This window comes from Leptothrix ochracea, from assembly GCF_041083635.1.
In the GTDB taxonomy this organism is placed as follows: Bacteria; Pseudomonadota; Gammaproteobacteria; order Burkholderiales; family Burkholderiaceae_C; genus Sphaerotilus; species Sphaerotilus ochraceus.
This window is the reverse complement of the sequence record NZ_JBFPHB010000019.1, coordinates 1-19,154: the sequence shown is the minus strand read 5'-3', so window position 1 is coordinate 19,154 and position 19,154 is coordinate 1. Positions and strand designations below refer to the sequence as shown.

General features: G+C 62.0%; 23 protein-coding genes. 12 read left to right on the top strand and 11 right to left on the bottom strand.

Annotated features, from left to right (window positions below; all coding sequences use genetic code 11):
- Positions 1-28: 28 nt before the first annotated feature.
- The 12 genes from AB3X39_RS08045 (at position 29) to AB3X39_RS07990 (ending at position 8,272) form a co-directional block, all read left to right on the top strand.
- On the top strand, positions 29-2,662 hold the full coding sequence (locus AB3X39_RS08045) for an MtrB/PioB family decaheme-associated outer membrane protein (RefSeq protein ID WP_369416846.1): 2,634 nt from the start codon (positions 29-31) through the stop codon (positions 2,660-2,662).
- A gap of 158 nt (positions 2,663-2,820) precedes the next feature.
- Positions 2,821-3,492, top strand: a complete 672-nt coding sequence (gene rplC, locus AB3X39_RS08040) for a 50S ribosomal protein L3 (RefSeq protein ID WP_369416845.1) — start codon at positions 2,821-2,823, stop codon at positions 3,490-3,492.
- On the top strand, positions 3,492-4,112 hold the full coding sequence (gene rplD, locus AB3X39_RS08035; protein WP_369416844.1) for a 50S ribosomal protein L4: 621 nt from the start codon (positions 3,492-3,494) through the stop codon (positions 4,110-4,112). The genes rplC and rplD overlap by 1 nt, the downstream gene beginning before the upstream one ends.
- Complete coding sequence (gene rplW / locus AB3X39_RS08030; RefSeq protein WP_369416843.1) at positions 4,109-4,423, top strand: 50S ribosomal protein L23; 315 nt, start codon at positions 4,109-4,111, stop codon at positions 4,421-4,423. Before rplD ends, rplW begins: the two co-directional genes overlap by 4 nt.
- Positions 4,423-5,247, top strand: coding sequence for a 50S ribosomal protein L2 (rplB, locus tag AB3X39_RS08025; protein WP_369416842.1), 825 nt, complete (start codon positions 4,423-4,425; stop codon positions 5,245-5,247). The genes rplW and rplB overlap by 1 nt, the downstream gene beginning before the upstream one ends.
- Positions 5,248-5,257: 10 nt before the next feature.
- Positions 5,258-5,533, top strand: a complete 276-nt coding sequence (gene rpsS, locus AB3X39_RS08020) for a 30S ribosomal protein S19 (protein ID WP_369416841.1) — start codon at positions 5,258-5,260, stop codon at positions 5,531-5,533.
- A gap of 12 nt (positions 5,534-5,545) precedes the next feature.
- Complete coding sequence (rplV, locus tag AB3X39_RS08015; RefSeq protein WP_369416840.1) at positions 5,546-5,875, top strand: 50S ribosomal protein L22; 330 nt, start codon at positions 5,546-5,548, stop codon at positions 5,873-5,875.
- Positions 5,876-5,883: 8 nt separating this feature from the next.
- Positions 5,884-6,732, top strand: a complete 849-nt coding sequence (rpsC, locus tag AB3X39_RS08010; RefSeq protein ID WP_369416839.1) for a 30S ribosomal protein S3 — start codon at positions 5,884-5,886, stop codon at positions 6,730-6,732.
- 3 nt (positions 6,733-6,735) lie between these two features.
- The gene (gene rplP / locus AB3X39_RS08005) at positions 6,736-7,152 is read left to right on the top strand and encodes a 50S ribosomal protein L16 (RefSeq protein WP_369416838.1); all 417 of its coding nucleotides are present in this window, start codon (positions 6,736-6,738) and stop codon (positions 7,150-7,152) included.
- 17 nt (positions 7,153-7,169) lie between these two features.
- On the top strand, positions 7,170-7,373 hold the full coding sequence (rpmC, locus tag AB3X39_RS08000; protein ID WP_369416836.1) for a 50S ribosomal protein L29: 204 nt from the start codon (positions 7,170-7,172) through the stop codon (positions 7,371-7,373).
- Positions 7,370-7,639, top strand: coding sequence for a 30S ribosomal protein S17 (rpsQ, locus tag AB3X39_RS07995; protein ID WP_369416835.1), 270 nt, complete (start codon positions 7,370-7,372; stop codon positions 7,637-7,639). Before rpmC ends, rpsQ begins: the two co-directional genes overlap by 4 nt.
- Before the next feature lie 123 nt (positions 7,640-7,762).
- On the top strand, positions 7,763-8,272 hold the full coding sequence (locus AB3X39_RS07990) for a peroxiredoxin (RefSeq protein ID WP_369416834.1): 510 nt from the start codon (positions 7,763-7,765) through the stop codon (positions 8,270-8,272).
- A 3-nt stretch (positions 8,273-8,275) separates the two neighbouring features.
- Here the strand turns inward: AB3X39_RS07990 and AB3X39_RS07985 are convergent, their stop codons facing one another.
- The 11 genes from AB3X39_RS07985 to AB3X39_RS07935 form a co-directional block, all read right to left on the bottom strand.
- Positions 8,276-9,775 (bottom strand): DUF3426 domain-containing protein, encoded by a 1,500-nt coding sequence (locus AB3X39_RS07985; protein WP_369416833.1) that lies wholly within the window; start codon positions 9,773-9,775, stop codon positions 8,276-8,278.
- A 25-nt stretch (positions 9,776-9,800) separates the two neighbouring features.
- Entirely contained in the window at positions 9,801-10,712 is a 912-nt protein-coding gene (gene prmA, locus AB3X39_RS07980; RefSeq protein ID WP_369416860.1) for a 50S ribosomal protein L11 methyltransferase, read from the bottom strand.
- 11 nt (positions 10,713-10,723) lie between these two features.
- The gene (gene accC, locus AB3X39_RS07975; RefSeq protein ID WP_369416832.1) at positions 10,724-12,073 is read right to left on the bottom strand and encodes an acetyl-CoA carboxylase biotin carboxylase subunit; all 1,350 of its coding nucleotides are present in this window, start codon (positions 12,071-12,073) and stop codon (positions 10,724-10,726) included.
- Between the two features lie 70 nt (positions 12,074-12,143).
- Positions 12,144-12,596: an acetyl-CoA carboxylase biotin carboxyl carrier protein gene (accB, locus tag AB3X39_RS07970; protein WP_369416859.1), complete on the bottom strand. Its 453-nt coding sequence runs from the start codon at positions 12,594-12,596 to the stop codon at positions 12,144-12,146.
- A gap of 104 nt (positions 12,597-12,700) precedes the next feature.
- Complete coding sequence (gene aroQ / locus AB3X39_RS07965; RefSeq protein ID WP_369416831.1) at positions 12,701-13,165, bottom strand: type II 3-dehydroquinate dehydratase; 465 nt, start codon at positions 13,163-13,165, stop codon at positions 12,701-12,703.
- Positions 13,166-13,297: 132 nt separating this feature from the next.
- Positions 13,298-13,846 (bottom strand): TlpA disulfide reductase family protein, encoded by a 549-nt coding sequence (locus tag AB3X39_RS07960; RefSeq protein WP_369416830.1) that lies wholly within the window; start codon positions 13,844-13,846, stop codon positions 13,298-13,300.
- A complete protein-coding gene (locus AB3X39_RS07955; protein ID WP_369416829.1) occupies positions 13,843-14,409 on the bottom strand; it encodes a hypothetical protein in 567 nt (188 codons plus the stop codon). Before AB3X39_RS07955 ends, AB3X39_RS07960 begins: the two co-directional genes overlap by 4 nt.
- A complete protein-coding gene (mtgA, locus tag AB3X39_RS07950) occupies positions 14,406-15,137 on the bottom strand; it encodes a monofunctional biosynthetic peptidoglycan transglycosylase (RefSeq protein ID WP_369416828.1) in 732 nt (243 codons plus the stop codon). Before mtgA ends, AB3X39_RS07955 begins: the two co-directional genes overlap by 4 nt.
- A gap of 13 nt (positions 15,138-15,150) precedes the next feature.
- The gene (gene aroE / locus AB3X39_RS07945) at positions 15,151-15,975 is read right to left on the bottom strand and encodes a shikimate dehydrogenase (RefSeq protein WP_369416827.1); all 825 of its coding nucleotides are present in this window, start codon (positions 15,973-15,975) and stop codon (positions 15,151-15,153) included.
- Between the two features lie 27 nt (positions 15,976-16,002).
- Positions 16,003-16,872 (bottom strand): energy transducer TonB, encoded by an 870-nt coding sequence (locus tag AB3X39_RS07940; RefSeq protein WP_369416826.1) that lies wholly within the window; start codon positions 16,870-16,872, stop codon positions 16,003-16,005.
- A 27-nt stretch (positions 16,873-16,899) separates the two neighbouring features.
- Positions 16,900-18,969, bottom strand: a complete 2,070-nt coding sequence (locus AB3X39_RS07935) for a ribonuclease catalytic domain-containing protein (RefSeq protein WP_369416825.1) — start codon at positions 18,967-18,969, stop codon at positions 16,900-16,902.
- Between the last annotated feature and the right edge of the window lie 185 nt (positions 18,970-19,154).

Below are 19,154 nucleotides of genomic sequence, written 5' to 3'. Positions count from 1 at the left end.
CATCGACAAAAAGATCAGGAGTTCCATGATGAATGTGCATCCTTCTTTCCTGCGCCTGAGCGCTTCGGTGCTGGCGGTGCAAGCGGCGCTGTCGCTGCTGAGTGTGGTCCACGCGGCCGAAGATCCGGCCTTGGCGGAGCTGACCCGGCCCAAGAGCCACGTCGAGCTTGGGGTGGCGGCCAGCAACAGCGATTCGACCAAGGCGCACGAATTTGACGGCGTGAACCGTCAAGGTGGCCAAGCGGTGGGTGGTTTGGACGTGATCGGTGGCGGAGCCTACGACAGCGAAGACGCCACCCGCTGGCGGCTCAAGGCCAGTGATCTGGGGTTGAAGTCGAGCTCGATGAGTGCGGAGTACGGTGAACAGGGCCGGTTCCGCCTCAAGATGGGCTACGACACCTTGCTGCGCAACCGCTCGGACAGCTTCCAGACGCCGTACCAAGGCGTGGGTGGCAACGTCTTGGGCCTGCCGGCCAATTGGGTCGTGCCGCTGGTGCCGCGCGTCAACGCCGCCACGCCGAACGCCCGGGGGCTGTCGCCGGACGTGACCAGCTCGAACGCGATTGTGGCGGGCGCTTCGACCGCACCGACCCCGGCGCAATTGAGCACGGCCGCCGCCCTCCAAGCGGCCGATTTGCCGGCGTTCAATCAAGTGCGCCTCTCGACCCAGCGAGCCCAGCTGAGTCTTGGCGGTGACGTGCAACTCGACAGCCGCTGGTCGGCCTCGGTCTCAGGCTCGCACGAGCACAAGACCGGGCTCAAGCCGCTCTCGGCGCTGACCCGCATCACCGGCGGGGATATTTCGACCACGTTGCCGCAGCCCGTCGATCAGAACCACGATCAATACCGCGTGGGGGTGCAATACCTTGGTGATGGCTCCACCCTGCAAGCGGCCTACGACGCATCGATGTTCAGCAACAACGTCTCTTCGGTGGCGTGGACGGTGTGGGCCGATCCGACCAAGACCCAGTCGATGAGCACGGCACCGAGCAATCAGTTCCACAAGCTCTCCTTGGCGGGGAGCTATGAGTTGAGCAAGAGCACCAAGGTGGTGGGCGACGTGGCCTATGGCCGGGCCACCCAGAACGCGGCCTTCCTCAACGATGGCCTCACCGGGGTGCCGCTGCTACCCACCACCTCGTTGGAAGGCTTGGTGGTGACCGAGTCGGCCAACTTGAAGCTCTTGTCCAAGCCGAGCAAGGATGTGCGCCTGAGCGGGGCCTACAAGTTGGATGTGCGCGACAACCGCACGGCGGTGAACACCTACGGCTTTTACGACGTGGGCGAGTTGCCCGCAGCCACGGCGTCGGTGTTTGGGGCGCAGTACGGCTCCAACATCAACCTCAACGCCAACCGGCCTTACAGCCGCAAGCTCCAGCAGCTGAGCTTGGACGCTGACTACCGGTTGCAGCCCGGGCAACAGCTCCAAGCGGGGGTGGATGCGCAAACCACCGACAAGTACTGCGCCAGCACGTGGATCGATTGTGCGGACGCCGCCAAGAGCCGTGAGCAGACCCTGCGGGCCGAGTGGCGCTGGAGCGAGAGCGAAGCGCTTCAGGGCCGGGTGGGCATGGCCAAGTCCAAGCGCACGGTGACCTACAACGAGAACGCCTTCCTCGCCTTGGTGCCGATGGCCGCGGTCAGTCCCACCGGTGCTCCCGGTGGCGCCACGGCCTATGACACCTTGGTGGCGTTGGGGCTCACGGGCTATGGCCCGGTGTCGGGGTTGAATCCGGCCGCTGCGGCGGGCAGTGCGCAGGCGTTCTTCTTCCCGCTCAACAACGCGTTGCCCAGCGCCTATTACGCCAACAGTGGCAACCGCATCAGCGAGTTGATCGGTATGCGCCACTTCAACAACGCCAACCGCGATCGCAACAAGCTGCGCACCTCAGCGCAGTGGCAAGCGAGCGAGACGATCACGTTCCAAGGCGGGCTCGACTACAACGCCGACAGCTACGGTGAGTCGGTTTACGGCTTGAAGCAAGCCAGCAGTTGGGCGCTGAACTTGGACGGCACCTACAGCCCGAGCGATCGGGTCAGTGTGAGTCTGTTTTACAGCCGCGAAGATCAGCGCTCGCGCAGCGCCGGCAACTCGTACACCGCCAACAGCGCGGTGGCGAACGTGGGCGGCGCCACCGCGATCTCGGGCGGCTGCTACGCCGACATCGCCACCCGCAACGCCAACAACAAGATCGATCCGTGTCTGAACTGGTCGGCCGACATGCGCGACAAGATCGACACCGTGGGCTTGAGTGTGGCGCGCACCGGTTTGTGGGGCGGGAGTCTGGATGTGCGCGGCAGCTTGATTCTGAGTCAGCTGCGCAGCGACACCGGCTTCAGCGGCGGCAACTATGTCAACAACCCTTATGCGGGCAGCGTGGCTGCCGGGGCGGTGGATCCGACGATCGCGGCCTATTACATCCCGGCCGCCGCCCTGCCGACGGTGAGCACCGACTCGGTCGCGTTGCGGCTGGGTGGGGCGTACAAGCTGGACACGGCGCGCTCGGTGCGCATGGCCTACGGCTATCAGCGGCTCAAGACCAGCGACTGGGCCTATGAGGCGATGCAGCCCGGCGGTCTGACCCAAGTGTTGCCCACCGGCGAGGGGGCTCCGACCTACACCGTGCACTCCCTTGCGGTCGCTTATGTGAGTGCGTTCTAGGTGGGTGGTTCTATCTCCGTCCATTTGTGGTAGGATGGAGAGCTTTTCGGACCTGGGTCTAACCTCGGGTCCGTTTCGTTCGTTCTGATTTGGCTCCGATCACGTCAGAACGTACCTCAGTCAGCCCGGCCAATCGTTGTCGGGTATTGGAGAAAACGATGAGTCTTAGCAATCGTCTCGGGTTGCTGGGCCGCAAGGTGGGCATGATGCGCATCTTCACAGACGACGGCGATGCCGTGCCTGTGACTGTGCTCGATGTGTCCAACAATCGCGTTGCCCAGGTCAAAACCGTCGAAAACGACGGTTACAGCGCCCTTCAGGTCGCTTTCGGTGCTCGTAAGGCATCGCGCGTGACCAAGCCCGCCGCTGGCCATTTGGCCAAGGCCGGTGTGGAAGCCGGTGAGCTGCTGCAAGAGTTCCGCGTGGAAGCCGACGTTGCGGGTCAATACCCCGCAGGTGCTGTGCTGCCGGTGAACATGTTTGCCGCAGGCCAGCAAGTGGACGTGCAAGGCACGACCATTGGTAAGGGTTTCACAGGCACCATCAAGCGTCACCACTTCGGTTCGCAGCGCGCGTCGCACGGTAACAGCCGTTCGCACAACGTGCCGGGTTCGATCTCGATGGCGCAGGATCCGGGTCGCGTGTTCCCGGGTAAGAAGATGTCGGGCCATCTCGGCGACGACACCGTGACCACCCAAAATCTTGACATCGTGCGCGTTGACGAAGCTCGTCAACTGCTGCTGGTCAAGGGTGCGGTGCCGGGTGCCAAGGGCGGTTTCGTGACCGTTCGTCCCGCCGTTAAGGTCAAGGCCAAGAAAGGAGCCAACTGATGCAGCTCGAGCTCCTGAATGAACAAGGTCAAGCGACCAGCAAGGTGGATGCCTCCGATGCTGTGTTTGCCCGTGACTACAACGAAGCGTTGATCCATCAAGTCGTGGTGGCCTATCAGGCCAATGCCCGTCAAGGCACCCGCGCACAGAAGGATCGCGAACAAGTTCGCCACTCGACCAAGAAGCCGTTCCGTCAAAAGGGTACGGGCCGCGCTCGTGCGGGTATGACGTCCTCGCCGTTGTGGCGTGGGGGCGGTCGGGTGTTCCCGAACTTGCCGGACGAAAACTTCAGCCACAAAGTTAACAAGAAGATGTACCGCGCCGGTATGGCCGCGATCTTCTCGCAACTGGCTCGTGAAGGCCGTCTGGTGGTGGTGGATTCGATCAACGTCGAAGCCCCGAAGACCAAGCTGTTGGCAGCCAAGCTCAAGGCCATGAATTTGGACCATGTGCTGGTGATCGCTGACGCGGTTGACGAAAACCTGTTCCTTGCCGCGCGCAACCTGACCAACGTGTTGGTGGTTGAGCCGCGTTATGCCGATCCGCTGTCGCTGGTCTTCTACAAGAAGATCGTGGTGACCAAGGCTGCGATCGACAAGCTCCAGGAGATGTTCGCATGAGCACGCCCAAGTTTGATGAGGGCCGTCTGGCCCAGGTGCTCGTGGCTCCGATCATTTCGGAAAAGGCCACTCGCATCGGCGAAATGAACAACCAAGTGTTGTTCAAGGTTCTGCAAGACGCGACCAAGCCTGAAATCAAGGCCGCCGTTGAACTGATGTTCAAGGTCGAAGTCGCCTCCGTGCAGGTTGCCAACCAAAAGGGCAAGACCAAGCGTTTCGGGGGTCGTGCCGGTCGGCGTGATCACGTTCGCAAGGCCTTCGTTTCCCTGAAGGAAGGTCAAGAGCTCAACTTCTCCGGGGAGACTGCGTAATGGCCGTCGTTAAAGTCAAACCGACCTCGCCTGGCCGCCGTGCCGTGGTGAAGGTGGTGCATGCGCACCTGCACAAGGGTGCACCGGAAGCCTCGCTGCTGGAACCCCAGAAGCAAAATGCTGGCCGCAACAACAACGGCCACATCACTGTGCGTCACAAGGGCGGTGGTCATAAGCATCACTACCGTGTGGTGGACTTCGTGCGCAACAAGGACGGCATTCCGGCCAAGGTTGAACGCATCGAATACGACCCGAACCGCACGGCGCACATCGCTTTGGTGTGCTATGCCGACGGCGAACGTCGCTACATCATCGCCCCGCGTGGTCTGGAAGTCGGTCAAACCTTGTTGAGCGGTGCTGAAGCCCCGATCAAGACAGGCAACACCCTGCCGATCCGCAACATTCCCGTCGGCTCGACCATTCACTGCGTCGAAATGATGCCTGCCAAGGGCGCTCAAATCGCTCGCTCGGCCGGTACCTCGGTCACGCTGATGGCTCGCGAAGGCACCTACGCTCAGGTTCGCCTGCGCTCGGGTGAAGTGCGCAAGATTCATATCGACTGCCGCGCCACGTTGGGCGAAGTGTCGAATGAAGAGCACAACCTGCGCCAGTACGGCAAGGCCGGTGCCAAGCGTTGGCTGGGCATTCGCCCGACCGTTCGTGGCGTGGCCATGAACCCGGTGGATCACCCGCACGGTGGTGGCGAAGGCCGCACGGGCGAAGGTCAAGTGCCGGTGTCTCCGTGGAACACCCTGACCAAGGGCTACCGTACCCGCAGCAACAAGCGTACGCAGACCATGATCGTGTCGCGTCGCAAGAAATAAGGGGTAGCTCATGACTCGTTCACTCAAGAAGGGTCCCTTCGTGGACCATCACTTGCTGGCCAAGGCTGAAAAGGCTGTCGCCATCAAGGACAAGAAGCCCATCAAGACTTGGTCGCGTCGCTCGACGATCTTGCCCGATTTCATCGGCCTGACGATCGCTGTGCACAACGGCAAGCAACACGTGCCCGTGTACGTGACTGACCAAATGGTCGGCCACAAGCTGGGTGAGTTCGCCCTGACCCGTACGTTCAAGGGTCACCCGGCGGACAAGAAAGCCAAGCGTTAAGGAGCCGATGCAATGGAAACCAAAGCAATCGTGCGAGGCGTGCGCCTGTCTTGTGACAAGGGCCGTCTGGTCGCAGATCTGATCCGTGGCAAGAAAGTCGGCCAAGCGCTGGACATTCTGACCTTCACACAAAAGAAGGCTGCTGGGATCATCAAGAAGGCGCTTGAAAGTGCAGTGGCCAATGCCGAGCACAACAACGGTGCTGACATTGATGAACTGCGCGTGACATCGATCTACGTTGAGCAGGGTGCCACGTTGAAGCGCTTCTCGGCCCGTGCAAAGGGTCGTGGCAATCGCATCAGCAAGCCCACCGCGCACATCTACGTGACCGTCGGTAACTGAGGGGCATCATGGGACAAAAAATTCATCCGACCGGCTTTCGCCTGGCTGTCACGCGCAATTGGTCGTCGCGTTGGTATGCAGGCAACCGGACTTTCGCAGCCATGCTGGCGGAAGACATCGAGGTCCGCGATTACCTCAAGAAGCGTTTAAAGAACGCTGCGGTCTCGCGCATCCAGATCGAACGTCCTGCCAAGAACGCTCGCATCACCATTTTCTCGGCACGTCCGGGTGTGGTGATCGGCAAGAAGGGCGAAGACATCGAAAACCTCAAGGCTGAACTGACCCGCCGTCTGGGCGTGCCGGTCGCGGTCAATATTGAGGAAGTGCGCAAGCCCGAAACGGACTCGCAGCTGGTCGCTGAGTCGATCACGCAGCAGCTCGAAAAGCGCATCATGTTCCGCCGCGCCATGAAGCGCGCGATGCAGAACGCGATGCGTCTGGGCGCCTTGGGCATCAAGATCATGTCGTCGGGCCGTCTGAACGGTATCGAAATCGCTCGTACGGAGTGGTATCGCGAAGGCCGCGTGCCCTTGCATACCCTGAAGGCTGAGATCGATTACGGTTTCGCTGAAGCCAAGACCACCTACGGCATCATCGGTGTCAAGGTTTGGATCTACAAGGGTGATCGTCTGCCCAACGGTGAAATGCCGGCAGCTGCTCGCGAAGAGCGTCCTGAAGAGGATCGCCGCCGCCGTAGCCCGCGCAACGACCGTCCTGGCGAACGCCGTGGCGGCCCGCGCAGCAATGATCGTCGCCCTGCCGATGGCGCCAATGCTGCCCCGGCTGGTGATAAGCCTGCCGTGAAGCGCGTGCTCCGCAAGCCGGACGCTCCCAGCGCAGCGCCGAAAGGAGAATAAGCAATGTTGCAACCCTCACGTCGCAAGTTCCGTAAGGAACAAAAGGGCCGCAACACTGGCATCGCCACGCGCGGCGCCAACGTGTCGTTTGGTGACTTCGGTCTGAAGGCCACCGAGCGCGGCCGTTTGACGGCTCGCCAGATCGAAGCCGCCCGTCGTGCCATCTCGCGCCATATCAAGCGCGGTGGCCGTATCTTCATCCGTATCTTCCCGGACAAGCCGATCTCGCAAAAGCCGGCCGAAGTGCGTATGGGTAACGGTAAGGGCAATCCGGAGTACTACGTGGCTGAAATTCAGCCGGGCAAGGTGCTCTACGAAATCAATGGTGTGCCGGAAGCACTGGCTCGCGAAGCGTTCACGCTCGCGGCTGCTAAGTTGCCCCTGCGTACTGTGTTCGTCAGCCGCGCCATCGGCGCCTGAGGAACGGGAGACCTGCAATGAGTAAATCATCTGAACTCCGCGCCAAAGACGTGGCAGCTCTGGAAAAGGAAATCAGCGACCTGCTGAAGGCCCATTTCGGTCTGCGCATGCAAAAGGCCACCCAGCAGCTTGGCAACAACGCTGCTTTGCGTGCCACACGTCGCGATATCGCCCGTGCTCGCACCATCTTGGCTGAAAAGAAGAAGGGAGCGGCGCAATGAGCGACGCAAAGACCAAGAACACCCGTACCCTCGTGGGTAAGGTGGTGAGCGACAAGCGTGCCAAGACCGTCACCGTGCTGGTCGAGCGTCGTGTCAAGCATGAGCTCTACGGCAAGATCGTGACCAAGTCGAGCAAGTACCACGCGCACGACGAAAACGGCGAATCCAAGATGGGTGACGTCGTTGAGATCTCGGAATGCCGTCCGATCTCGAAGACCAAGGCTTGGGTTGTGACCCGCTTGGTTGAAAAGGCGATCGCAGTCTGAGGATCTTCATCCTCAAGATGTGAAGGGCTTTATCGCTCTTCGCACGCCGGAAAACCGGCCACTGGGAAACTGGTGGCCGGTTTTTCTTTGTCCGTGTCTTTCTTCTTTTTTGGAGTTCTCATCATGCTCAACATCGGTTCATCCATCCCCTTTGTCACCCTGTACGAATTCATCGACGAGGACACGCCCGGGTGCGCTCTGGGCCCGAACGCCGTGGATGTCAAAGCGGCCACTGCGGGCAAGACGGTGGTGATTTTTGCTTTGCCGGGAGCCTACACGCCGACGTGCTCGGCGCAGCATCTGCCGGGGTATGTGGCGCTGGCTGACGCCCTCAAAGCGGCTGGCGTGGACGAAATCTGGTGTCTCGCGGTCAACGATGCCTTTGTGATGGGCGCTTGGGGGCGTGAGCACCGGGCGGCTGGCTGCGTGCGGATGATGGCCGATGGCAGCGCTGATTTCACCCGTGCCACGGGCCTGACGCTGGATCTGAGTGCGAAGGGTCTGGGCTTGCGTTCGCAGCGTTATTCGATGCTGGTGCGTGATGGCGTGGTGCAAACGCTCAACGTCGAAGCCCCGGGTGCTTTTGCGGTCAGCAACGCCGAAACCATGCTGGCGCAGGTTTCAGCACGCTGAGGTTCAAGGATAGAACGCGCGCACGGTGTAGCCCGTGATGCGCGTTTCTGGGCTCAGAAAGACCAGTTGCCACGCGGCATCGGCTTGGGCGCTGAGTGCCGGTTGATTCACCCCAAAATCCCTCGGATGCAACACGCGGCGCGAAAGCACCGCGTTGGCGGTGTCGGTCAGTGTCAGCTCCATGCTGGGGGCGGCGATGTCGTGATCCGCTTTGTTGCGCAAGGCGATGCTCAGCCGATAGCCTTCGGTCATGCCCGGCGGCCGGGTCAGGGCGGTGTTGTCCACCACCACCGCTTCGAGCACACGCGGGGGTTCGAGCTGGCAGTGCAGCCATTCGCACCCCAAGACCAACCCGGGACGCAGTGCTGGCGCGCGTGCCGCGATCAGATCGCGCCATTGGTATCCGATTTGGCCAGCCAAGGCCAAAAGCGTCAGCAAACTGATCAGCACCAAGACCAAGCGAATCCACGGTTTGCGCCAGCGAGCATCTTGATTCGCTTTGCGCACGAAGGCGGGCAGCCGTTCGTTGTGGCTGTGTTCTTCGTGGGTATCTGCTTCGTTGGCGGACAGGGTGGCCGCAGGCGTGATGGTGGTGGCACTGCTATCCGCCGTCCGTGATGTTTTTTCTTTGATGCTTTTGGCGCGCCGCGCCGGGGGTGTTGGCGCTGGCGCAAGGGTGCTTGCACTTTCACTTGCGCTGGCACTGGCTGCGGGCGTTCGACCCTTCGTGGCGGCGACGCTGGTGGCCGATGTCGTCGTCGAACCGGTGGCTGACGGACTGGCTTTGGCACTGGTGGTGGGAGCGACACCGCTGGTCGGGGGGGTGGACGAGGCGACGACCGGGGCTTGCAGTGTCGAGCTTGGTTCCAGCTCATGGATGATCTTGCCGGTCGTCTCGGGCTCTGCACTCTCATCGTCCATGCCGGATTCGACCAAGAACACCGTGGCAGAGTCTGCCGACTCGTTCTCGATGTCCGCCGTCAATGTCGGCCGTGACGCAGCATCGTGTGCTGGCACGGCGGTGCCAATGTCGTCCAGAAAATGCAAGGTGCCACTACCGCTATGTGGCTTCGACGCGGGCTGCGGATGATCATCGACAGGCCCTGCTCGGGACGCGTGGGCCTTGGGTGGTGCACCAGGTTGAGAGGGTTGCAGCAAGATGTTGTCTGCACCAAACAGGGCGGGTCGCGTTTCGGCCCACTCTGGCGGGGCATCCTCATCGCTCGACGGGTCGGTATCGTCTTCTGTGGCTCCTTGCGGGAGCGGTGCAAGCACCGTCACCGCCGCTGAAGCGGCGGGTTCGGTCAAGGAGGGGGCAACGGGTGAAGCAGGGGTGGGATCTTGACTGGGTTGCGGCGCGTTATCCAGATCGAACAGGCGCTCTAAGGCGTCGAAGATCTGATGGCACTGACCACAACGAACCCAGCCTTCGGAGGCTTGCAGTTGCTCTTCCGCAACCCGGAACGTGGTACTGCAAGTTGGGCAGGACGTAGCGAGACTCATGGCTGGAATGATCGCACGCAGAGATTCAGGCCGGACGACGCGAAGTCAGCAAGACCCAGCCCTCTTCACGATCTGAGACGTCAAGTTGCAGCGCGGGTGCGTAGGCCTGTTGCAGTTCTTCCACTTGGCGCTCCAACACGCCAGCCATCACCAACGCTCCGCCTGGGGCCAGGTGACCTGTGAGCACCGGGGCCAGCAGCTTGAGCGGGGCCGACAGGATGTTGGCCAGCACCAAGGGGTAGGTGCCTTGGGCCAGATCTGGCATCCCGGCGCGCACTTGGGCGGCGTTGGTTTGGGCGTTGGCTTGGGTGGCGTCGATGGCCGCCGGATCAATGTCCACCGCGTCGATGCCTCGGGCGCCAAAGAGATGGGCGCCGATGGCCAAGATGCCCGAGCCGCAGCCGTAGTCCAAAACACGCTCCCAGCTTGCGACGTCGGCTTCGGCGTGGCGCGCGATCCAGCGCAGGCACATCCGGGTCGTGGGATGCGTGCCGGTGCCGAAGGCCAAGCCGGGGTCGAGCCGCATGATCTGGCGTGCTTGCTCTGGTGGCTTGTGCCAAGACGGCACGATCCAGAACGTCTCGGTCACACCCACGGGTTCGAACTGCGATTGCGTCAGCCGCACCCAGTCTTCGTCGGGCACGGTTTGCAGACCTTGCAGGTGCACGTCGCTGGCCCAGTCTTGGGCCAGCAGCAAGGTTGCGGCCTCGGTGGCCTCGGCTTCGCTGGCAAACAGCGCCTTCATGACCGAGCGATCCCAGCTGCGGATCGCCATGGTCTGGAAGGCCGGCATGCCGGGTTCACCGAAGATCGGCGCTTCGTCGGGGGTATCGGCATCGGCGTCTTCAACGCTGACGGCCAAAGCTTCCAACTCCATCAGGGCGTCGGAAACCGTTTCCACCCGGCTGGCCGGAGCCAGCAACAACAGTTCAACCATCATGTTTGTGTTTAACGCTTGCGTTCGGCCATCCAGCCTTCGAGGTAATGGATGGTGGTGCCACCTTCGTTGAACTTGGCGTCCACCATCAGTTCACGATGCAGCGGGATGTTGGTTTGGATGCCATCGACCAAGGTTTCGCTCAAAGCGCTGCGCATGCGGGCCAAGGCCTGCTGGCGCGTATCGCCGTGAACAATGATCTTGCCGATCATCGAGTCGTAGTTGGGCGGCACGAAGTACTGCGAGTACGCGTGCGAATCAACCCGCACCCCCGGGCCACCTGGCGGGTGCCACATGGTGATGCGTCCCGGCGAAGGCATGAAGGTCCACGGATCTTCCGCGTTGACACGGCACTCGATGGCGTGGCCCCGGTGATGGATCTGCTTTTGGGTGAAGGGCAGGGCTTCGCCAGCGGCGATGCGGATCTGCTGCTGCACGATGTCAATGCCGGTCACCAGTTCAGTCACCGGATGCTCAACTTGCACGCGGGTGTTCATTTCGATGAAATAGAACTCGCCGTTTTCGAACAGGAATTCGAACGTGCCGGCACCCCGGTAGCCGACCTTTTTGCAAGCGGCGGCGCAGCGGTCCCCGATCTTCTCGATCAGCTTGCGCGGGATGCCCGGTGCCGGTGCTTCTTCGATGATCTTTTGGTGACGGCGTTGCATCGAGCAATCGCGCTCACCCAGCCAGACCGCATTGCCGTGGGTGTCGGCCAGTATTTGGATTTCGATGTGACGCGGATGTTCCAGGAACTTTTCCATGTACACCGTCGGGTTGCCGAAGGCGGCACCTGCCTCAGCCCGGGTGGTCTGCACCGCATGCAGCAAGGCCGCTTCGGTGTGCACCACGCGCATCCCCCGCCCGCCGCCGCCGCCGGCCGCCTTGATGATCACCGGATAGCCCACTTGACGCGCGATAAGAATGATTTCCTTCGGGTCTTCAGGCAGCGCGCCAGGCGAGCCTGGCACGGTGGGCACGTTCGCCTTGATCATGGCGTCCTTGGCCGAAACCTTGTCGCCCATCAGTCGGATCGATTCGGCGGTCGGGCCGATGAAGGCAAAGCCGCTTTTCTCCACCCGTTCGGCGAAGCTGGCGTTTTCGCTCAGGAAACCGTAACCGGGGTGAATCGCTTCAGCATCCGTCACTTCTGCCGCCGCGATGATGGCTGGCATGTTCAGATAGCTTTGTCCCGAAGGTGCGGGGCCGATGCAAACCGATTCATCGGCCAGCTTGATGTACTTGGCGTCCCGGTCAGCTTCGGAATACACCATCACGGCGCGAATGCCCATCTCGCGACAGGCGCGCTGGATGCGCAGGGCAATTTCGCCACGATTGGCGATCAAAATCTTCTTGAACATAAATCAGGGCCTCGACTCGACGACAGGAAAAACGGGCTGGGGCGACGTTTGCGGGGACGTGAGCCGGTCTTTATTCGATGATGAACAGGGGCTGGCCGTACTCGACCGCTTGACCGTTTTCAACCAAGACTTGGGTGATCATGCCGGCCTTGTCCGAGTCGATCTCGTTCATGATCTTCATGGCTTCAATGATGCAAAGGGCTTGGCCTTCCTTGACCTGCTGACCCACATCGGCCAAGGACTTGGCGCCTGGGCTCGATGCACGGTAGAAGGTGCCGACCATCGGCGACTTGATCACATGACCCGTGGGGGCGGCCGGGGCGGCTGCCACTGCCGGTGCCGCGGGCGCTGCCGCTGGTGCCGGGGCGGCTTGCTGCATCATGGGCTGAACCATCGTCATCATGCCGGCGTTCGGGTCGCTTTTGACGATACGCACCTTGCCTTCGGCTTCGGTGATCTCCAGCTCGGAAATGTTCGATTCAGACACCAAGTCGATCAAGGTTTTCAGTTTGCGCAGATCCATCTCAAAGTCTCCGGTGATGGGGGTTGTGGGGCGGGTGATGCAGTGAAACAGCAAAGCCGGCAGAACAATCAGCCGGGATGCCATGCGGAAATCACAACGCAGCTCTAGGCCTTGGGCCGAGGGTTGCGTTGCAAGGCAAATTCCAGGGCTAGGCGATAGCCCATGGCTCCGAGACCGACGATGACGCCTTCGGCCAAATCTGAAAAATACGAGTGATGCCTGAAGGGTTCGCGGCGATGCACGTTGGAAAGATGAACCTCGACAAAAGGAATCGCCACCCCCGCCAAAGCATCTCGCAACGCCACGCTGGTGTGGGTGTAAGCGCCGGGATTGATGACGATGAAGTCCACGCCTTCGGTGCGCGCTGCATGAACGCGATCGATCAACGCCCCTTCGTGATTGCTTTGAAAGTGCCACAAGGTCAACGCATCGCTCCGACCGGGGTTCTGCTCTTGGGCCCAGCGATCAAGATCGGCTTGGATATCGCCCAAGGTCGAGGCACCGTAAACCTGAGGTTCACGGGTACCGAGCAGGTTCAAATTCGGCCCTTGAAGAACGAGGATGCGCATAGCGAATGGGGGCAAGGACGGGGTCCAGATCAGCAGCGTTAAGGGGACTATCGCTTGAAATTCTTGGCGAAAGTCGAACTTTACGCGCTTTTCAGGTCGATTCGATCAAAAGTGACTCGCCAACGACATAAATCATGGCCGCATGGCCGCCGCCCAACGGCGCAGCTCCTCGGTGCTGACCGCCCCGGCTTTTTGCATCACAACGTGGCCTTCGGGGTTCAAGATCACGGTGTAAGGCAGTCCGCCGCTGGCGTTGCCAAGGCTGCGCATCAGCTCCATGCCGGCCCAGCCAGCGATGACCACCGGGAAAGAAACGGGGATTTCTTGCAAGAAGCGTTGCACCGCTTCGGGACGATCAACCGCCACGCCCACCACCTGCCAGCCTTGGCTCGCGTGGTCTTTGGCAAAGCGATCCAAGGCCGGCATTTCGTGCACGCAGTGGGTGCACCAAGAGGCCCAAAAGTTGATGACCAAGGGCTGGCCGTGAAGGTGCTTGAAATCCAGTTCAGGGCCCGTTGGGCTGGATGGCTTGTTGGCCAGAGGCAGCTGCTGCATCCAGAGCGCCTCGGTGACTTGGATCTTGGAGGTTGGGGTCGTTCTGAGCAGCAAGGCGGCCGTGATGCCGATCAAGATGATCAGCACTACGCTGGCACCCAGCACCCCTTTGAAGCGGCGTTTCATCGAGTCACTCCTGAAAGAAGGGCGGTAAGAGCCTTGGTGTTGCCGCGCATGGGCTGACCTTGGGGATCAAGTCGTGGCTGGCGCCGCTGGGTCGTGCGATCCAAGACGTGCACTTCCATCGTGATCGGATGGCGCCAAGCGCTGTGGCGTTCATGCCAGCTCAGCACATGTTGCCTGACTTTGTAGGGTTGCTGGTGTGCCATCAGAACGATATCCACCGCCGTGCTGTCGTCGCAGCACAGCATGATTTGCACCGGACACGGGCGCGTGGCGGTACCGTCCCAGACCGGACCGAACACGTGTGGCTCGAAGTCCGCCAGCCGGTGCATCCAGTGCAGGGCCAGCTGCCGCAGGATGCGCAGATCTTCGTTCTGGGTCGGATGAAACAGCGCGATGCGGCTGCGCATGCACGCTGCTATCTGCACCGCATCGGGCCAAAGCGCGGGCGTGGCTTGGAGGTGTAGCTCTTGGGCGGCGCGTTGGTGCGCTTCCGACGCACTCAAACCCTCGTCCAGCCGATGACGGGCGATGTGCTCCGCCATCTCAAGGGTGGCGTGAGTCACGGCAGATCCACCGCCGACATGCGGGCCATGACGGTGGTGGATCGACCCACCAGATAGGCGGAGGTGGGCTGTTTCTCGAAGCGCTTGGGTGCCGGCAGCATCACGGCCAGCCGCGCTGCTTGGGCGCTTTGCAGTCGGGCGGCCTCGGTGCGGAAATGGTGTTGCGCCGCTGCTTGGGCGCCAAACACGCCTTCACCCCATTCGACGTGATTGAGGTAGATCTCCAAGATGCGCTGCTTGTCGAGCACCGCTTCAAGCATCAAGGTGATCAGCGCTTCTTGGGCCTTGCGCAGCACGCTGCGCTCTCCCGAAAGAAACAAGTTTTTGGCCAGCTGCTGCGTGATGGTGGAGCCGCCAAAGATTTTGGGCGGTGCGCGCCGGGAAGGGACTGTCGCCGCGCGGGCCTCGGCTTTTTGGTTGCGAGTCCATGCTTTTTCGATCGCGTCCCATTCGATGCCGCTGTGATCGGTAAAGCCGGCGTCTTCGCTGGCGATCACCGCGCGCTTGAGCTGATCACTGATCGCGGGGTAGCTGCGCCACGCTTGCGACCAGTTCAGGCGATGTTTTTCGGTGATCAGGCGCCAAGCTTCTGAGCGCTCAAAGCTGGTGGATTGCGGATCGATCACCGTCATGGTGCCGATGCGCAGCAGCCAAAAGCCTTGCAAGGCAAGGAAAGACAGCGCCAGCAGGGCCAGCAAGCGCCAGGCGGTTGCGCGCCAAGTTTTCATGCCACTTGGCGCCTCAAAGCTCAGTGCGCAGTTGCGCCAACACCGGGCCCGTGTCGGGCCGCACGCCGCGCCAAGCCGTGAAGGCCTCAGCAGCTTGCTCCACCAGCATCCCGAGGCCGTCGCGACCATGGGCGCCGTGCGTCTCGGCCCAAGCCAGAAAGCCCGCCGCCGCCGCGCCGTACATCATGTCGAGCGCCAAGGCCCCCGGCTTGAGCACACCAGCTCTTACGGGCGACTCGGCCCCACCCAAACTGCTGGCGGTGGCGTTGATCACCCCGTCGAACGCTTCACCCGCATGGTCCAGATCCGTGGCGTGCAAGCGCACCCCTTGAGCCGCCGCCCAGTCTTGGTGGCGCACCACCAGCGCTTCAGCTTTGGCCACACTGCGGTTGGCCACCACGATCTCGGCCGGTTGGGTGTCGATCAACGGCCCCAAACTGCCCGCTGCGGCACCGCCCGCACCGATCAGCAGCACACGCTGGCCGGCCAGCGTTACACCGGCGTTTTGGGTGATGTCGCGCACCAAGCCGATGCCGTCGGTGTTGTCGGCCCACCAACCCCCCGCATCAAAACGCAGGGTGTTGGCCGATTGCGCCAGCTCGGCCCGCGCGGTGCGGTGAGCGGCCATCTGCCAGGCTTCAAACTTGAAAGGCACGGTGATGTTGCAGCCCCGCGCCCCGCTGGCAGCAAAGGCCAGCACGGTTTGGGTGAAGGCTTCAGGCGCGCTTTCAAGCCGGTCGTAATCCAGCGTTTGTCCGGTTTGCGCGGCAAACAGGGCGTGGATACGCGGTGAGCGGCTGTGTTTGACAGGGTGGCCGATGACGGCGTAACGGTCCATGGGTATGGGGGCAGCACAGAGAGAGGGTCAATGCGAGGAGGTGTCCTCGACGTTGGCCTGGAGGCCGTCATTGCGGGTGAAGCGAAAGCGCGAGACGAACACCAGTTGATCAAACTGGTTGCGCATCGCGGCAGTGAACGGCCCAAAGGGCCCAGCGGCTCGGGCGATGGACAGTGCTCGGCGATCAAGCACTCGGTTGCCTGAGCCGGTGATGATGTCGGTGGAGACCACCTTGCCCGAAGCGTCGATGGCGATCAGCATGGACAACTCACCATAGAGTTTCTGGCCGTTGGCTTCCGGGAAATTGCGGGTGCCGACGTCCTCGATCCGGTGGCGCAGGGTGTCGTAGTAGAGCGCATGCACCCCTTCGCGGGCCGCTGGACTGACGAAGCGACGGCGCGGGCGGGCGTTTTCGGCGTTGATGCGTTTCTCAATTTGCGCCAGCAGCATCAGCAATTGGCGATGGCGTTCTTCCTCGGCCGCGTGGGTCGGGTCGCCTTTGCTGTTGCGGCTGGGATCGCTGAGCTGGAACGCGGCCAAGTCGCGCTTCACTTGTGCCAACAACTGCACCTGTTGCTCTTGCATCTGCTCCAGCAACCGCTGGGCGTCGGTCACCGAGTCGCCGATGGCATTGAGTGGCGCCACCGGCAAGGGCGAGGTGGCTCGCGCGCCATCGGTCTCGCCGCCGCCTGCCAAGTTGCGCTGAGCGATCACTTCCGGCTTGGCCGGGGCGTCGCGACTGCTGGCGTTGACCAGCACCACCTCAAGGGGGCTGTCGTGCAAGATCCGGTCAAAGGCCGCCGGTGCCGCCACATGCATCAGCAGCAGGGCGGCATGGAGTGCAACCGACACCAGCAGGGCGATTTGCAGACTGGAGAGTGATTTCAGACGCTGCATGGGGCGAAAGCAAACTCAGCAAACAGTTCAGGCGGACACTGCCGGGGCGTCGGCAGCGGCGGATTCAGGGCTCAGATCGATGGCCAGATGCAGGCCGGTGCTGGCCGCGCTGGCTTCTTCGTCATCCTCTTCAGCGCTGTCAGCGGTGGTGTCGGCGATGACTTCATCCAAGCGAGCCACCAAGGACGCATGGGCTTCAAGCGTGAGCAGATCGACCTTGCTGACCCGCACCCGCACCTTGGCACCGCGACCGAGGTTCTCGGCCCCGGTGGCGCGCAGCACCAGCGGCAGGGTATCGAGGCGCACCAAGCCGTCCTTGATGACCGCTGCTTCGACCTCGATGCCGCCGTGTTCCGCCAAACCGTTTTGTTCCAGCCAGCGCAGCGTCCAGTAACGTTCCACACCGTTTTGGAAGTCGTTGTAAGCCCCGTAGGCCGACTCGAAGCTGGAGATGACCGAGAACAGCTCGGCGTCTTTGGGCTTGAAGGGTGCTGCCAACATGGCGGTGCGTCCGTGGCGGGCGCAGGCAATGATCTGCCACTGATTGACCAGATCGACATAGCGCCGCAGCGGCGAGGTCGCCCAGGTGTAGTGCGCCACCCCCATGCCAGCGTGCGGCAGCGCGCGGGTGCTCATGCGCACTTTCATGCCCGGTGCCATGCTGGCTTGGCTGCGGTAGATGCCCGGCACGCCCAGTTCGGCCAGCCAGCCGCCCCACGTGTTGTTGGCCAGAATCATCGCCTCAGCCACGATCAGATCGAGCGGTGCGCCGCGTTTGCGTTCGCTGATGCGCACCGTTTCGCTACCGTCCGGGGCTTGGCTCGGGGCGTTGCCGCTGGCATCGACGAGCTTGAAGTTGTAGTCGGGCCGGTTGAAGTTCTCCGGCTTGCCGCGCACCACTTCGCGTTGGGCCTTGAGATGCTTGGCCAAGCGCCAGCCAAAGGTCAATTCAGCCGCAAAGGCAAAGTCGGCCGGGGCTTGGCCGGTCAGCGCAGCTTCGGTGACCACGCTATCGAGCTGGTCGTGGCGCAGATTGGCCTTGATCGGCACGCGCTCCAGCTTGGTTTCGCTCGACGTGATGGTCAGCGTGGCCTCGTCCATCGTCACGTAGAGTGACACCGCTGGGCAGTCGCGCCCCTCGATCAGCGTGTAGGCCTGCACCACCGCGTCCGGCAGCATGGTGAGCTTCCAGCCGGGCATGTAGACGGTCGAGAGCCGCTCGCGCGCGGCGATATCCACCGCTGAGCCCGGCTGCATCGCCAAACCTGGTGCTGCGATGTGGACGCCAAAAATCACCGTGCCGCTGCCCAGACCTTGCACCGAGAGCGCATCGTCGATTTCCGTGGTGCTGGAGTCGTCCACCGAGAAAGCCTGCACCGGCGCCAGCGGCAAGTCGTCCTTGATGGCCGGGGCTGCCAAAGCTGGAAAGCCCGTGCCTTTGGGGAATTGCTCAAACAAAAAGCGCCGCCAGTGGAACTGGTACGGGCTGGTGATGGCGCCGGCGTTGGTCAGCAAATCAAGCGGCGCGCGCTGTGAGGCCCGCGCCGCTTCGACCACCGCTTTGTATTCGGCCCCGTTCTTGTCCGGCTTGAACAAGATCTTGTAGAGCTGCTCGCGCACCGCCTCCGGGCATTGCCCTGCCACCAGCTCTTTGGCCCAAGCTTCGATCTGGGCGGCCACTTGTTTTTTGCGCTCGATACCGAGCAACGCCGCTTTGACGGTTTCCTCTGGCGCTTTGCGGAACAACCCTTTGCCAAGGCGGCGGAAGTAATGCGGCGCGCCATAGAGGCCAAACAGCGCAGCGGCTTGCTCCAGCGTGCCCGCTTTAGCGTCAAAGTAGTCGCGTGCCAAGTCACCGAAACTGAACTCGTCTTCGGGCGCGAACTCCCAAGCCAAATCCAGATCCATCTCCGCAGCCATCTGCTGCCCGCGCGCCAACACCTCAGCGGGCGCAGGCTTTTCGAACTGCAACAACACGTTGGCCAACTTCACTTTGACGCGCTTGCCTGAGTCGAGTTCGATTTGCATCGAACTATCAGCCTGCGACATCACCCGGCCAGCCAGGAATTTTCCGGAATCATCAAAAAGGGCGTACATGCCCGCGATTGTCGCCGGGAACGCTGCTGCTGCTTAAATCCCCCTAGCCCCCTTTTACAAAGCTATCCATTACCCACAAGTTGATTGAACTCTGTGGCGAAGTGTCTAAGCTGAACAGAGGGCAGCAGGAGTGTGGTGATGACGTGGGCAGCAGAGGAATTGCGAACGGTGGATCTGGGGGATGC

What these genes read in the sequence shown, in the direction of transcription:
- rplB (WP_369416842.1), top strand. Translation starts at nt 4,423, where the DNA reads ATGGCCGTCGTTAAAGTCAAACCGACCTCGCCTGGCCGCCGTGCCGTG.
- AB3X39_RS07985 (WP_369416833.1), bottom strand. Translation starts at nt 9,775, where the DNA reads ATGAGTCTCGCTACGTCCTGCCCAACTTGCAGTACCACGTTCCGGGTT.
- prmA (WP_369416860.1), bottom strand. Translation starts at nt 10,712, where the DNA reads ATGGTTGAACTGTTGTTGCTGGCTCCGGCCAGCCGGGTGGAAACGGTT.
- rpsQ (WP_369416835.1), top strand. Translation starts at nt 7,370, where the DNA reads ATGAGCGACGCAAAGACCAAGAACACCCGTACCCTCGTGGGTAAGGTG.
- rplW (WP_369416843.1), top strand. Translation starts at nt 4,109, where the DNA reads ATGAGCACGCCCAAGTTTGATGAGGGCCGTCTGGCCCAGGTGCTCGTG.
- AB3X39_RS07940 (WP_369416826.1), bottom strand. Translation starts at nt 16,872, where the DNA reads ATGCAGCGTCTGAAATCACTCTCCAGTCTGCAAATCGCCCTGCTGGTG.
- accB (WP_369416859.1), bottom strand. Translation starts at nt 12,596, where the DNA reads ATGGATCTGCGCAAACTGAAAACCTTGATCGACTTGGTGTCTGAATCG.
- AB3X39_RS07960 (WP_369416830.1), bottom strand. Translation starts at nt 13,846, where the DNA reads ATGAAACGCCGCTTCAAAGGGGTGCTGGGTGCCAGCGTAGTGCTGATC.
- rplC (WP_369416845.1), top strand. Translation starts at nt 2,821, where the DNA reads ATGAGTCTTAGCAATCGTCTCGGGTTGCTGGGCCGCAAGGTGGGCATG.
- rplD (WP_369416844.1), top strand. Translation starts at nt 3,492, where the DNA reads ATGCAGCTCGAGCTCCTGAATGAACAAGGTCAAGCGACCAGCAAGGTG.
- accC (WP_369416832.1), bottom strand. Translation starts at nt 12,073, where the DNA reads ATGTTCAAGAAGATTTTGATCGCCAATCGTGGCGAAATTGCCCTGCGC.
- rplV (WP_369416840.1), top strand. Translation starts at nt 5,546, where the DNA reads ATGGAAACCAAAGCAATCGTGCGAGGCGTGCGCCTGTCTTGTGACAAG.
- AB3X39_RS07990 (WP_369416834.1), top strand. Translation starts at nt 7,763, where the DNA reads ATGCTCAACATCGGTTCATCCATCCCCTTTGTCACCCTGTACGAATTC.
- rpsS (WP_369416841.1), top strand. Translation starts at nt 5,258, where the DNA reads ATGACTCGTTCACTCAAGAAGGGTCCCTTCGTGGACCATCACTTGCTG.
- AB3X39_RS07935 (WP_369416825.1), bottom strand. Translation starts at nt 18,969, where the DNA reads ATGTACGCCCTTTTTGATGATTCCGGAAAATTCCTGGCTGGCCGGGTG.
- mtgA (WP_369416828.1), bottom strand. Translation starts at nt 15,137, where the DNA reads ATGAAAACTTGGCGCGCAACCGCCTGGCGCTTGCTGGCCCTGCTGGCG.
- rpsC (WP_369416839.1), top strand. Translation starts at nt 5,884, where the DNA reads ATGGGACAAAAAATTCATCCGACCGGCTTTCGCCTGGCTGTCACGCGC.
- rplP (WP_369416838.1), top strand. Translation starts at nt 6,736, where the DNA reads ATGTTGCAACCCTCACGTCGCAAGTTCCGTAAGGAACAAAAGGGCCGC.
- aroE (WP_369416827.1), bottom strand. Translation starts at nt 15,975, where the DNA reads ATGGACCGTTACGCCGTCATCGGCCACCCTGTCAAACACAGCCGCTCA.
- AB3X39_RS08045 (WP_369416846.1), top strand. Translation starts at nt 29, where the DNA reads ATGAATGTGCATCCTTCTTTCCTGCGCCTGAGCGCTTCGGTGCTGGCG.
- rpmC (WP_369416836.1), top strand. Translation starts at nt 7,170, where the DNA reads ATGAGTAAATCATCTGAACTCCGCGCCAAAGACGTGGCAGCTCTGGAA.
- aroQ (WP_369416831.1), bottom strand. Translation starts at nt 13,165, where the DNA reads ATGCGCATCCTCGTTCTTCAAGGGCCGAATTTGAACCTGCTCGGTACC.